Source organism: Vibrio celticus, from assembly GCF_024347335.1.
Lineage (GTDB): Bacteria > Pseudomonadota > Gammaproteobacteria > Enterobacterales > Vibrionaceae > Vibrio > Vibrio celticus.
The window spans coordinates 2,467,717-2,481,094 of sequence record NZ_AP025463.1 but is presented as its reverse complement, the minus strand read 5'-3'; the positions used below and the strand labels follow the sequence as shown (position 1 = coordinate 2,481,094).

The 13,378-nt window shown below is 44.5% G+C and carries 14 protein-coding genes; 4 read left to right on the top strand and 10 right to left on the bottom strand.

Going from position 1 to position 13,378, the window contains the following annotated elements; genetic code table 11:
- The first annotated feature begins 71 nt into the window (after positions 1 to 71).
- Positions 72 to 2,777 carry a bifunctional acetaldehyde-CoA/alcohol dehydrogenase gene (adhE, locus tag OCV19_RS11105; RefSeq protein ID WP_065676429.1) on the top strand — a complete coding sequence of 902 codons (2,706 nt, stop codon included), beginning with the start codon at positions 72 to 74 and terminating at the stop codon, positions 2,775 to 2,777.
- Positions 2,778 to 2,967: 190 nt separating this feature from the next.
- Here adhE and OCV19_RS11100 read toward each other — a convergent pair whose 3' ends face one another.
- The 3 genes from OCV19_RS11100 to sodB all read right to left on the bottom strand — a co-directional run bounded on the left by OCV19_RS11100 (position 2,968) and on the right by sodB (position 5,338).
- The gene (locus OCV19_RS11100) at positions 2,968 to 3,651 is read right to left on the bottom strand and encodes an SDR family oxidoreductase (RefSeq protein ID WP_017080928.1); all 684 of its coding nucleotides are present in this window, start codon (positions 3,649 to 3,651) and stop codon (positions 2,968 to 2,970) included.
- A gap of 279 nt (positions 3,652 to 3,930) precedes the next feature.
- Positions 3,931 to 4,434 (bottom strand): VC2046/SO_2500 family protein, encoded by a 504-nt coding sequence (locus OCV19_RS11095; protein ID WP_004734051.1) that lies wholly within the window; start codon positions 4,432 to 4,434, stop codon positions 3,931 to 3,933.
- 319 nt (positions 4,435 to 4,753) lie between these two features.
- The gene (gene sodB / locus OCV19_RS11090; RefSeq protein WP_065676430.1) at positions 4,754 to 5,338 is read right to left on the bottom strand and encodes a superoxide dismutase [Fe]; all 585 of its coding nucleotides are present in this window, start codon (positions 5,336 to 5,338) and stop codon (positions 4,754 to 4,756) included.
- 269 nt (positions 5,339 to 5,607) lie between these two features.
- Between sodB and OCV19_RS11085 the strand changes: the two genes are divergently transcribed.
- Both OCV19_RS11085 and OCV19_RS11080 read left to right on the top strand, forming a co-directional pair.
- A complete protein-coding gene (locus OCV19_RS11085; RefSeq protein WP_004741702.1) occupies positions 5,608 to 5,946 on the top strand; it encodes a Grx4 family monothiol glutaredoxin in 339 nt (112 codons plus the stop codon).
- A 98-nt stretch (positions 5,947 to 6,044) separates the two neighbouring features.
- Positions 6,045 to 6,674, top strand: coding sequence for a DsbA family protein (locus OCV19_RS11080; protein WP_065676431.1), 630 nt, complete (start codon positions 6,045 to 6,047; stop codon positions 6,672 to 6,674).
- A gap of 193 nt (positions 6,675 to 6,867) precedes the next feature.
- On the opposite strand, the gene OCV19_RS11075 is transcribed toward OCV19_RS11080, so the two are convergent.
- Positions 6,868 to 8,193 (bottom strand): Na+/H+ antiporter family protein, encoded by a 1,326-nt coding sequence (locus OCV19_RS11075; RefSeq protein ID WP_065676432.1) that lies wholly within the window; start codon positions 8,191 to 8,193, stop codon positions 6,868 to 6,870.
- Positions 8,194 to 8,258: 65 nt separating this feature from the next.
- Complete coding sequence (gene rnt, locus OCV19_RS11070) at positions 8,259 to 8,903, bottom strand: ribonuclease T (RefSeq protein ID WP_065676442.1); 645 nt, start codon at positions 8,901 to 8,903, stop codon at positions 8,259 to 8,261.
- Between the two features lie 188 nt (positions 8,904 to 9,091).
- Between rnt and motY the strand changes: the two genes are divergently transcribed.
- Complete coding sequence (gene motY / locus OCV19_RS11065; protein ID WP_017063457.1) at positions 9,092 to 9,973, top strand: flagellar protein MotY; 882 nt, start codon at positions 9,092 to 9,094, stop codon at positions 9,971 to 9,973.
- A gap of 95 nt (positions 9,974 to 10,068) precedes the next feature.
- Here the strand turns inward: motY and OCV19_RS11060 are convergent, their stop codons facing one another.
- The 5 genes from OCV19_RS11060 to rsxG form a co-directional block, all read right to left on the bottom strand.
- Positions 10,069 to 10,503, bottom strand: coding sequence for a DUF2753 domain-containing protein (locus tag OCV19_RS11060; protein WP_004734047.1), 435 nt, complete (start codon positions 10,501 to 10,503; stop codon positions 10,069 to 10,071).
- A gap of 200 nt (positions 10,504 to 10,703) precedes the next feature.
- Positions 10,704 to 11,120, bottom strand: coding sequence for a lactoylglutathione lyase (gloA, locus tag OCV19_RS11055; RefSeq protein ID WP_004734046.1), 417 nt, complete (start codon positions 11,118 to 11,120; stop codon positions 10,704 to 10,706).
- 125 nt (positions 11,121 to 11,245) lie between these two features.
- On the bottom strand, positions 11,246 to 11,881 hold the full coding sequence (gene nth, locus OCV19_RS11050; RefSeq protein ID WP_065676433.1) for an endonuclease III: 636 nt from the start codon (positions 11,879 to 11,881) through the stop codon (positions 11,246 to 11,248).
- Between the two features lie 164 nt (positions 11,882 to 12,045).
- Positions 12,046 to 12,738: an electron transport complex subunit E gene (locus OCV19_RS11045; protein ID WP_012603531.1), complete on the bottom strand. Its 693-nt coding sequence runs from the start codon at positions 12,736 to 12,738 to the stop codon at positions 12,046 to 12,048.
- Positions 12,738 to 13,367: an electron transport complex subunit RsxG gene (rsxG, locus tag OCV19_RS11040; RefSeq protein WP_012603532.1), complete on the bottom strand. Its 630-nt coding sequence runs from the start codon at positions 13,365 to 13,367 to the stop codon at positions 12,738 to 12,740. Before rsxG ends, OCV19_RS11045 begins: the two co-directional genes overlap by 1 nt.
- Between the last annotated feature and the right edge of the window lie 11 nt (positions 13,368 to 13,378).

Here is a 13,378-nt window from a genome sequence, read left to right as displayed (position 1 = left end):
TGTTTAAGGTTAACGGCAAGCAGCGAATTTAATAAAAAGTTTTTAATATTTATTATTTTAGGAGATCCACCATGCCTGTAACTAACTTAGCGGAACTTGATGCTCTAGTAGCTCGCGTTAAAGCAGCACAAGAAGAGTTTGCAACATTCTCTCAAGAGAAAGTAGACGCAATCTTCCGCGCAGCTTCTCTTGCTGCTAACCACGCTCGTATTCCACTTGCTCAACAAGCAGTTGCTGAATCTGGAATGGGTATTGTTGAAGATAAGGTTATCAAAAACCACTTTGCATCTGAATTTATCTACAACAAATACAAAGACGAAAAAACATGTGGCATCTTAGAAGAAGATGACAACCTAGGTACAATGACTATCGCTGAGCCTGTAGGTATCATCTGTGGTATCGTTCCAACAACGAACCCAACTTCTACAGCAATCTTCAAATCTCTAATTTCTCTTAAGACACGTAACGGCATCATCTTCTCGCCACACCCACGTGCAAAGAACTCAACTAACGACGCAGCGAAACTAGTTCTAGACGCAGCTGTTGCAGCTGGTGCTCCAAGAGACATCATCGGTTGGATCGACCAACCATCTGTAGAGCTTTCTAACGCGCTTATGAAGCACGACGGTATCGCACTTATCCTTGCTACTGGTGGTCCAGGCATGGTTAAAGCAGCATACTCTTCTGGTAAGCCTGCTATCGGTGTTGGTGCTGGTAACGTTCCTGTAGTTATCGATGAAACAGCTGACATCAAACGTGCTGTAGCATCTATCCTTATGTCTAAGACTTTCGATAACGGCGTAGTATGTGCTTCTGAGCAAGCTGCAATCGTAGTTGGTGAAGTATACGACGAAGTGAAAGAGCGTTTCGCTTCTCACAAAGCTCACGTTCTATCTAAAGCTGACGCTGATAAAGTACGTAAAGTTCTGCTTATCGACGGCAACCTAAACGCTAAAATCGTAGGTCAACCTGCTCCAGCAATCGCTGAAATGGCGGGTGTTAAAGTTCCTGCTGATACAAAAGTACTTGTAGGTGAAGGTCTTGGTAAAGTTTCTTACGATGACGAATTCGCTCACGAGAAACTATCTCCAACTTTAGGTCTATTCCGCGCAGACGACTTCGAAGACGCAGTTGCTCAAGCGGTAACTATGGTTGAAATCGGTGGTATCGGTCACACATCTGGTCTTTACACTAACCAAGATACTAACGCAGACCGCATCCGTTACTTCGGTGACAAGATGAAGACTGCTCGTATCCTAATCAACATCCCGACTACTCACGGTGGTATCGGTGACCTGTACAACTTCAACGTTGCACCTTCTCTAACTCTAGGTTGTGGTTCATGGGGTGGTAACTCTATCTCTGAGAACGTAGGTCCTAAGCACCTTATCAACAAGAAAACTGTAGCGAAGCGAGCTGAAAACATGTTGTGGCACAAACTACCTAAGTCTATCTACTTCCGTCGTGGTAGCCTTCCAATCGCAATGAGCGACCTAGAAGGTAAGAAACGCGCATTCCTAGTAACTGACCGTTTCCTATTCAACAACGGTTACGCAGATGACGTAGTTAGCCTGCTTAAAGCACAAGGCATCGAAGTTCAAACTTTCTTCGACGTAGAAGCGGATCCAACGCTATCTGTTGTTGAGAAAGGCGCTGAAGCAATGAAGAGCTTCCAACCTGACGTAATCCTTGCTCTAGGTGGCGGTTCTCCAATGGATGCTGCTAAGATCATGTGGGTTATGTACGAGCACCCAGAAACTCACTTCGAAGAACTAGCAATGCGCTTTATGGATATCCGTAAACGTATCTACAAGTTCCCTAAAATGGGTCAAAAAGCTGAGCTTGTATGTATCACTACAACTTCAGGTACGGGTTCAGAGGTTACTCCATTCGCTGTTGTTACAGACGACAAGACTGGTGCTAAATACCCACTAGCTGATTACGAAATCACGCCAAACATGGCTATCGTTGATGCGAACCTAGTTATGAACATGCCTAAGTCTCTAACAGCGTTCGGTGGTTACGATGCAGTAACTCACGCTCTTGAAGCTTATGTATCTGTTCTAGCGAACGAGTACTCAGACGGTCAAGCTCTTCAAGCACTTAAGATGCTTAAAGAATACCTACCATCAAGCTACAAAAATGGTGCGGCTGACCCAATCGCTCGTGAGAAAGTACACAACGCAGCAACTATCGCTGGTGTAGCATTTGCGAACGCATTCCTAGGTGTGTGTCACTCAATGGCTCACAAAATTGGTGCTGAGTTCCACCTACCACACGGTCTTGCTAACGCACTACTTATCTCTAACGTTGTACGTTACAACGCGAACGATAACCCAACTAAGCAGACTGCATTCTCTCAGTACGACCGTCCACAAGCACGTCGTCGTTACGCTGAAGTTGCTGACCACCTAGGCCTAAGCCAAGCTGGTGACCGTACTGCTCAGAAGATTGAACGTCTACTGACTTGGTTAGAAGAGCTTAAAGTTGACCTAGACATCCCACTATCTATCCAAGCTGCGGGTGTTAACGAGTCTGACTTCATCGCTAAACTAGACGAGCTAGCTGTTGAAGCGTTCGATGACCAGTGTACAGGTGCTAACCCACGTTACCCACTAATCACTGAGCTAAAAGAAGTACTAACAACGTCTTACTTCGGTACTCCTTACGTTGAAGGTGAAACTTTCGAAGGCACTACAGTGATTCTTAAGAAAGCTGACCAAAAGCCAGCTGACGCGAAAGCGCCAAAAGCTAAAAAAGAAAAAGCTAACGCGTAATAAGTAAGCATTAGTTTTGAGATAAGTTTTCGCTAGCACGAACCTTATCTATCGGGAAAAGATCAAAGCCCTAGTCGAGAGACTGGGGCTTTTTTTATGTTTGTTGCCTGATCTACGCGGCTTGAAAGGCTAGAGAAATGTCACTCGATTAGAAATGAATGGCTCAAATGTGCTTGGCATCGGGGAAGAACTAAACCTCAGCAGCGACCACTCGTCCACTAAAGTAATCATTAGAGACGATGTATTCCGTTGTTCTGGTCAGTTCATCTTGCAGCTGAGCCCAGTGGCATCGGTTGAGCTTGCCATCGGAGTTATGGATTGCAGGGACAACACCGCCGACTCGAATACCAAATGGAGTCAGTTCTTTGGCCCAGCTATGGGTAAAGCCAGTAATCATTGAGTTCGCACTTTCTAGGCCGGACACGTCATGGAAGTCATCGTGAGAGATCACATTCACAATAACGCCTTCTTTATCCTCCTCTCGCAATCTCTCGGCACTGATTTGCCCAAATGCGAAAAGAGTCGTAGCCATAGAAGAAAGATCATTGATAAAGCTACTGACAGGTTGATCGCCAATTAGGCTTGGCATCGGGGAGCTTATCCAATTATTGACCAGTACATCGGGTGTAGTGTTGAAGGTGGTTTGAATAAAATCAAACACGCTGAGAATTGCTTGGTTGTCATTACTTTTGAGTGTGTAGTGGTAAACCGAGTCAGAAAAACGAGCACATTGTAAATAGGTCTCTTGAAGTGCTTCCGTGTCTTTATCACAAAGGATGACGGTGGCTCCAAGGTTAACAAAGTGGTTCGCAATCGTCCCTCCGAGTTGTGAGCCTGCAGATGTCACCAATATGATTGAGCTTTTTATTTCCATCCCAGCACCTAAATAAATCGTCCATGTCGGATAAGGATGGGTTAAATTTCATACAATGGGTGTGAAGAGGTTCAAACTAAGGCGTGCCAATTGATAAGTTTTTATGAACTTAGTGGCAGCTCACATTTCGCAGTAACTTCAAGTAGTAATCGACAATTCGTATTTCATGTTCACCCAAGGCTGGTGGTTCATATCACGCATGTGAATGATTTGAAATGCGGCGAACTAATCAAGAATAGCAGTGGATAGAGAACGAAAAAGAGGAAAGGTAGGTGACCGCTATACTTGAGCTTGAATTTGGTACTGACGCTGGGCTGTTGATAGTTCATTGTAGAGCGTAGCAAGTGGCAAATCAGGTACCTGTTTGTTTGCCAATTTACGTCGGTCATGACCAGAAAGGTTTTGGTAAACCTCTTCGGGTAAGTCGGCTGTATCTTCAGGCATGAAGGCAAGCGCTTCCGGTTTCAAGTAATGGCTGAGTTTTGCGCTGGCAAGGCTAGCTTGATGAAAATGATTAGATTGCTGAGCTGAAATTTCATAAGAAGATTGGTTCGAACGCAGCTGCTGCGGTTCTGCCACGCCGAAGTGTTTACGCAGGCGATCTTCAGTTGTCTCTGTGACTTCAATGGTGTCAATCGGCGTGCAATCACGAACGTCATTAGAAAACATAGACAACAGCAACGCGAAATCTGCACGGCGACCTTGCTCAACCGCTTGGCTGATCCCGATGCCGAACTTCAGTTCGTTGATGATTCCTGCTTTGTCTAAAGTATGTATTTGCATGCTGCCTCTCATTGGATACACCTTTAACGGCATGGAGTCGGCAAACTTTAGTGTTTAATTACAGGCAAATAGAGAATTTATGCAGGGCGGGGAAGAGTGCTAGGAATTGGTCGAGAAGTAAGCTCTCTTGGCTAACTGGCTAACTGGCTAACTGGCTAACTGGCTAACTGGCTAACTGGCTAACTGGCTAACTGGCTAACTGGTTAATAGGCTAAGAAAGGCCTAGATTTTGTGGAATACGACAGATACAAAAAAGCTCACGCCGGGGCATGAGCTCTCAATAGACAACTCGCTATAAATAGCGCAGCGTAAGCAATAATTACTTAGCTAGGTTCTCTTCTACGAAAGACCAGTTTACTAGGTTCCAGAATGCAGCCATGTAGTCAGGGCGAACATTGCGGAAATCGATGTAGTAAGCGTGTTCCCATAGGTCAACAGTTAGAAGTGGAGTAACACCTTCTTCTGTTAGAGGAGTAGCAGCGTTAGAAGTGTTAACGATGTCTAGAGAACCGTCAGCTTTCTTAACTAACCAAGTCCAAGAAGAACCGAAGTTGTTGATTGCTGAATCAGTGAATTTCTCTTTGAATTCTTCGAAAGAACCGAATGCAGCGTTGATAGCTTCTGCAACAGCGCCAGTTGGCTCGCCGCCTGCTTTAGGAGCAAGACAGTGCCAGTAGAACGTGTGGTTCCAGATTTGAGCAGCGTTATTGAAAACACCACCAGTAGAAGTCTTAACGATCTCTTCTAGTGTTTTGTCTTCAAACTCAGTACCTGGGATAAGACCGTTTAGCTTAACAACGTAAGTGTTGTGGTGCTTACCGTGGTGGAAATCTAGCGTTTCTGCTGAGATGTGTGGTTCTAGCGCGTCTTTCGCGTAAGGAAGAGCCGGTAGTTCAAATGCCATTGCTCAATTCTCCATTGATATGAAAGAGTTAACTCTTTCGATTGCTTCCAGTGATATTATTATTCATGGCTCGCTATACTGCCAACCATGGTCAATTTGCTGACTTGCGATATAGTTTAGCAAGTTTTTACTTTATTAAAAGCTTATTTCATTACTTTTGTGTGAATTGTTAGCTTAGCTTGTTAACCGCTTTTTTTATATGGTTTTTATTCTTTTAGTTTGGGGTAGAATAAAGGCAATAAAAGCCGTAATCCATTAACGAGGAAGCAATGGAAACTATCGATAAAATCAAACAGCAAATTGAAGAAAACACTATTCTACTGTACATGAAAGGTTCTCCTAAGCTACCTAGCTGTGGTTTCTCTTCTCAAGCGTCTCAAGCTCTAATGGCATGTGGCGAGAAATTTGCTTACGTAGATATCCTACAAAACCCTGATATCCGTGCAGAGCTTCCTGCTTACGCACAATGGCCAACTTTCCCACAACTTTGGGTTGAAGGTGAGCTAATCGGTGGTTGTGACATCATTCTTGAGATGTTCCAAAAAGGCGAACTTCAGCCGATCATCAAAGAAGCAGCGGCTAAAGTTGCTGGCGATGACGCTGAATAAGTTCTAGCCTTTGCGCTGAATAGTTAAAATGAGGGGCCTTAATCAGGCTCCTTTTTTGTTTGAATTGATCGAATCATTGACTCGATAAGGAATGAACAATGAACGTAAAACTTCATTATGTGCATGATCCAATGTGCAGCTGGTGTTGGGGTTACAAGCAAACACTTGAGTTATTGAAACAACAATTGCCTGCGAGCATTGAGTTTAACTATGTAGTGGGTGGTTTAGCCCCGGATTCTGATGAGCCAATGTCAGAAGAGATGAAAGGCAAGCTGCAAGCGATTTGGAAGCAGATCGAAGCTAAGCTAGGTACTGAGTTTAACCATGATTTTTGGACTGAGTGCCAACCTGTTCGCAGTACTTACCCTGCGTGCCGCGCCGTGATTGCCGCTGGTTTTCAAGACCATTACGAAGCGATGCTTGAAGCGATTCAACATGCTTACTACCTTCGTGCGATGCTGCCTCATAGCCAAGACACACATTTGCAGTTGGCTGAAGAGCTAGGTATGAATGTTCAACAGTTTGAAAATGACCTTTCTAGCAAGTTATTGGAAAGTGAGTTAGATGACCAGCTAGGCTTTAAAGAAGCGATGGGTGTATTTTCTTACCCGACCTTAATGCTTGAAGTGAACGGCATCTTTAGTGAAGTTGAATTGGATTACCATTCAACGGAAGCGACGCTTAAGTCTATTCGCGAAATTCTTGTGAGTAATGCTCCCGCTGCATAATTCAGCGAGAGTTGTCTGTATTGACGCAATGATTTCTAAGGCTTACTCATAAGAGTAAGCCTTTTTTGTTTGGTGTCGCTAGTTCAATGAGAGTGAGCGGAAGGAAGAGTAGAATGAATCCCAGAGACAAAAAAGACCGCACGAGGCGGTCTTTATAAAAGTTAGCGCAGGGCTCTTTAACTATAGAACCTAATTACAGAACCATGGCTGCAATCCAACCGAATACGATCAGTGGGATGTTGTAGTGCAGGAACGTCGGTACTACTGTTTCCCAAACGTGCTCGTGTTGACCATCGGCATTTAGACCAGACGTTGGACCTAATGTTGAGTCAGAAGCCGGAGAGCCCGCATCACCAAGTGCTGCAGCTGTACCCACTAGAGCGATTGTTGCCATAGGCGAGAAGCCAAATGCTGCTGCTAGTGGAACGTAGATAGTTGCAAGGATTGGAATCGTAGAGAACGAAGAACCGATACCCATTGTTACCAATAGGCCAACGATTAGCATAAGCAGTGCTGCTAGAGGCTTGTTGTCGCCAATGCTTGTTGAAAGTGCTTCAACCAGAGATTCAACGCCACCTGTTTGCTTCATAACTGCCGCGAAACCTGCCGCTGCAATCATGATGAAACCGATCATTGCCATCATGTGAACGCCTTTAGTGAAGACATCGTGTGTCTCTTTCCAAGCGATTACACCACCGAAGGTGAATACCATGAAACCAGCCAAAGCACCGATGATCATAGAACCCGTCGATAGCTGAACCGTTAGCGCAGCAACAATACCAGCAGCAGCCACTAGGATGTGCTTCTTGTTGATCTCTTTCACTTCGGTTGAAACAACAGTATGAGACGTTTCTTTGTATTGGCGAGGCTTACGGTAAGTAAAGAATACTGCAGTAAGAAGACCGAAGATCATGCCTGCTGCTGGTAACAACATTGCCATAGGTACTTGGCTTGCTACAACGTTTTCAAGACCATTGTCGTGAAGGTTTTTAAGCAGGATGTTGTTTAGGAAGATGCCGCCAAAACCAATTGGTAACACCATGTAAGGCGTAATCAGACCAAAAGTAAGTACACACGCAACTAGACGACGGTCTAGGTTCATTTTTGCGAATACGCCTAGTAGAGGTGGGATTAAGATTGGGATGAAGGCGATATGTACCGGAATCACGTTTTGCGAAGACATGGTCACTAAGATCAACGACGCAAGCATGCCGTATTTAAGACCAGTCGATGCTGCACTGTTCTCTTTGCCGTGAATGCGTTTGATAACACTTTGAGCAAGGAGATCTGTGATACCAGAACGTGAGATAGCAACAGCGAATGTACCAAGCATAGCGTAGCTAAGTGCAATCGTTGCACCGCCGCCTAATCCACTTTCGAAAGCCGCGACTGCGTCGTTCAAGCTCATACCAGAGGCTACGCCACCGATAATTGCACTGAACGTCAGAGCAACGACTACGTTTACACGCATCAAAGCTAAAACAAGCATGATGCAAACTGAAATTACAACAGGATTCATATTATTCTCGGGATGTTGTGTTTTTTATGAAGGCAATACGAAAAAACGTTTACCGACTCTATTTTTTATTCTTCGTCAACAAGAGGCCAACCACCAAGGGCTTTCCATTTGTTTACAATGCCGCAAAATAACTCTGTGGTTTTTTGCGTATCATACAAAGCAGAGTGTGCTTCTTTGTTGTCAAATTCCATCCCTGCAGTGCGGCAAGCTTTAGCCAAAACGGTTTGACCGTAGGCAAGACCACTAAGAGCTGCAGTGTCAAAAGTAGCAAATGGATGGAAAGGGACGCGTTTAAGCTTACAGCGCTCACTTGCCGCATTAACGAAGTTCAAATCGAATGTAGCGTTGTGAGCAACCATGATTGCGCGACTGCAATCTGAAGCTTTTTGTTCTTTTCTCACTAGCTTGTAGATTTCTTTAAGGGCTTCTTGTTCCGACACAGCACAACGTAATGGGCTAAATGGGTCTTTAATTCCGTTAAAGTCTAATGCTGCCTGCTCTATATTTGCGCCTTCAAAAGGCTCAATGTGAAAATGAAGCGTTGATGCAGGGTGCAGATCTCCGTACTCATCCATTTTTAATGTAATGGCGCAGATTTCTAATAATGCATCGGTTTCAGCGTTAAACCCTGCGGTTTCCACGTCGATGACCACTGGAAAATAGCCGCGAAAGCGTTTTTTTAGGGTCAGAGCTTCGTTTTCTACAGTCATGTTAGCCCAAATAAGTGTGATTAAGGCTGCATTATTGCAGATAATAGCAGTGATAAAAACTAGGGAAGGGCAATAAATCATAAATTACCTAACCCATTACGGCTTGATAATTGCATATTTAAACGTGAGAGAAAAATGCGGCAATTGGCTGCATTGTTAAACGAATTGCTTAAGAGATACTCCACTTTATGAAGAAACAACTCATAACAGGTTCAATGCTATTTTCGCTACTTGTGTCATCATCGGTCATGGCACAAGAAAAGCGTTACGGAGCATCTCCTCAACAGTCGACGTGGGAGATGGTGGCCAACACGCCACTAGAATGTCGCTTGGTTCACCCAATTCCAAACTTTGGTGATGCTGAGTTCTCATCTCGCGCAAGTAAAAAAATTATTTTGGACTTTGAGCTTAAAATGCGCCGCCCAATGGGTGCGACGCGCAATGTAAGCTTGATCTCTATGCCGCCACCTTGGCGTCCGGGTGAAAGTGCTGATCGCATGACAACCATTAAGTTCTTCCAGCAATTTGACGGCTATGTCGGCGGTCAAACAGCTTGGGGCATCTTGAGTGAGTTAGAGAAAGGGCGTTATCCGACATTCAGCTACCAAGAGTGGCAGAGCCGAGATCAACGTATCGAAGTGTCGTTGTCGTCAGTGCTATTCCAAGAAAAATACAATGTGTTCAGTGACTGTGTTGCTAACCTGCTGCCTTACAGCTTTGAAGATATCTCTTTCACTATTTTGCATTACGACCGCAACAGCGATCAATTGAACAAGTCGTCACGTAAAAGGCTGAGTCAGATTGCTGATTATGTTCGTTACAACCAAGACATCGACCTTGTGCTGGTGGCAACGTACACCGATTCTGTCGACAGCAAAGGTATTAGCCAAAACCTTTCAGAGCGCAGAGCGGAATCGTTAAGAGAGTACTTCAAATCTTTAGGCTTGCCAGAAGATCGTATCCAAGTTCAGGGCTATGGTAAACGTCGCCCGATTGCAGACAACAATTCGCCAATTGGTAAAGACAAGAACCGACGCGTTGTTATCTCTTTAGGTCGTACGCAGGTTTAATCAGAATAATTGCTTGTTTTGAAATCAGATAGCCCGTCGTAATGACGGGCTTTTTTGTCTTTAAAATTTGGAGCCATTGTCTAAACGTAACTCGTTTAGTTCAAGCGGAAACGAGCGATCATTTCACAGTTGGTCGCGGTATCGATCTTTTCTACCATAGAAGCAATTTTAGGATTGGGATGGCGTTTCATGAAATCGATCAGCGCTTTCTTACAGCAACCAATAGAATCGATAAAGCTGGAACATTGAGTGTTAGGGCACTGCGGGATCAGTGTCAGCACTTTTTCTGAAGCCAATTGAAGATACTTGAGCTCGTATTCGGTATCACCAGCCCAACGCCAGAATTGCGCGAGATTGTGGCAAGAAATCACTGAGATCAGTAGGCGTTCGTCAGCCTGAATATCGGTACGCTCAGTGATTTCTTCGCTCAAGTTCAATGCTTGCTGATAGTGAAGAATACTTCGTACAGGATCGTCGAGCTGCAATGCAGTATCGGCAAGTAACGTGTGTTTTTCCCATTCGCTAATCATTGTATTACCTCACTAATCAATAGGTGGTTAATTTAAATGATAATCATTATCATGTAAAGTTTCATTGGTGAGATTGTTAATAATAATTGGTGAAGGGTATTGTTCGTGCGTGGAAACATAAAAAAGAAGCGAGCACAGTGCTCGCTTTTTTTTTCATTTCATCAGGCGTTCAAGCCCAACTTCGCAAAGAGGTTGAGGGATTAACCTTCTAGACCTGCGCTTGCTTGTTTGTTCTGAATAAGCTCAATCATGTAACCGTCAGGATCTTTAACGAATGCGATGTGAGTAGAGCCGCCTTTTACAGGGCCAGCTTCACGCGTTACGTTACCGCCTGCTGCTTTAATTGCATCACACGTTGTGTAGATGTCATCAACACCGATAGCAACGTGACCAAAAGCTGAGCCAAGGTCGTATTCAGTCGTGCCCCAGTTGTAAGTCAGCTCAATCACAGCGCCTTGAGATTCGTCACCAAAGCCAACGAAAGCCAGCGTGTATTCGTACTCTTTGTTTTCGTTCTTACGTAATAGCTGCATGCCCATTACATTGGTGTAGAACTCGATAGACTTGTCTAGATCACCAACGCGTAGCATGGTGTGTAAAATACGACCGTTTGACATGATTTGCTCCTAGCTTTAACTATGTATACGTTTTTGTAATTCTGTTTTATGCCGCGAGATAAACGCGGCGCTTTTGGCCAATAGGCTTGTTAGCTTCTTTCGCTTAGGGCTAACAGCTTATGAGCCTAGACGTCCGTCTTCTCTTTGAAATAGCATAGGTCTTCTATGATACAGCTGCCACAGCGTGGTTTACGCGCGACACAGGTGTAACGTCCATGAAGAATGAGCCAATGGTGGACATCCAGTTTGAATTCTTTTGGGATAACTTTAAGTAGTTTTGCTTCGACATCGTCGACGGTTTTACCCATCGCTAGCTTAGTGCGGTTTGATACACGATAGATGTGAGTATCAACGGCAATCGTTGGCCAACCGAATGCGGTATTTAACACTACGTTTGCTGTTTTTCGTCCAACACCTGGAAGGGCTTCTAATGCAGCGCGATCTTCCGGTACTTCACCATTATGTAGGTCAAGCAGCATACGACACGTTTTGATGGTGTTTTCTGCTTTTGAGTTAAATAGGCCGATGGTCTTGATGTACTCTTTTAAACCATCAACACCTAGGTCGAAAATAGCTTGTGGAGTATTGGCTACAGGGTACAGTTTATCCGTCGCCTTGTTCACGCTGACATCGGTTGCTTGTGCAGACAATAGAACGGCAATCAGCAGTTCGAATGGGCTGTTCCAGTTAAGCTCAGTCTCTGGCTTTGGATTGTTTTCTCTTAAACGCTCAAGTATTTCTACTCGTTTTACATTGTTCATAGCGACATTACTTTCAAATAGTTAGGGCATGAAGCTTGGATTGCTTCTGTTTTATCATCGGTTACGCGCTCTTATGAGCGTCATTATTATATGTACTGTTTAGATCTGATTTTTCCCGCTGGGTGATTGAGCTAACTCAGCGGGGTTTAAGTTAATTTAACTTATTAAGCATTGGTAACGCGAGCGCGTTCAATGACTGGTTTTTCTTGTTTTGGTTGTCTAGATTTTGCTTGGTTATCGATGATGTTTTTCAAAGCAATTAAGAAACCAACACCAATAAAGGCACCCGGTGGAAGCAGGGCTAACAAGAAGCTGTTGTCAAATTGGAAGATCTGGATTCGTAACACCGAAGCCCAGTCACCAAGCAGCAGGTCTGCGCCATCAAATAGAGTGCCGTTACCAATAATCTCACGCATCGCACCTAACACAACCAATACCGATGTCATGCCTAGACCCATCCAGAAACCATCTTGAGCCGCTGGTAGCACTTCATTCTTTGAAGCGAAGGCTTCCGCACGACCAATGATGATGCAGTTGGTTACGATCAGTGGGATGAAGATACCTAAAGATAGGTAAAGCCCATAGGCGTAAGCGTTCATCAGCAATTGAACACACGTTACTAGCGAGGCAATGATCATTACGAATACTGGGATACGCACTTCTTTTGGCACATGGTTACGAACCAAAGAAACAGAAACGTTTGAGCCGACCAGTACAAGCAAGGTAGCAATACCTAGCCCAAGTGCGTTAGTGACTGTTGACGATACAGCCAGCAGCGGACATAACCCAAGAAGTTGCACTAGGGCAGGGTTATTGGCCCACATGCCATTTTTGATCAGTGTTTTATGGTCACTCATTATTCACCACCACAATTTAGAGGTTGAGCAAGCAATGCTTGGTTGTTTTGGTTAACGTATTGAACCGCTTGTTTGACTGACTTCACGACCGCTCTTGGTGTGATGGTTGCACCAGTAAACTGGTCAAAGTCACCACCGTCTTTACGAACCTTCCAACGGTCAAGATTAGAATCTGTAACTTGTTTGCCTGCAAACGAAAGAATCCAATCACTTACACGCAAATCAATCTTATCACCCAAACCTGGCGTTTCTTGGTGAGAAAGCACGCGAGTACCTAAAATAGTACCGTCGATCTTCATTCCAACAATCACTTTAATCGCGCCGTTGTAGCCGTCTGGGGCAATCGCCTCGATCGCAATCGCACTCGGCTCACCATTGATTTTAGCAATGTAAGCAGGCATCGCTTGCTCAGTTCCAAGCTCTTCTGCTTGAACCAAAGTACAAGACGAAAACAGCTCGTTGTCGTGCAGATCGTGCGGGATCACTTGGTTAAGAACAGACAGTAACTGAGCCTGTTCTTGTTGTTTGATCTGATCTTTGGTCAGGTAGTGAGTTACCGCGACCAAACCCGTCGAAGCACACGCAAAAATCGCGAGTACAAGGCCGTTTTTCTTAATTGCATTTAGCATGGTATCCGCTC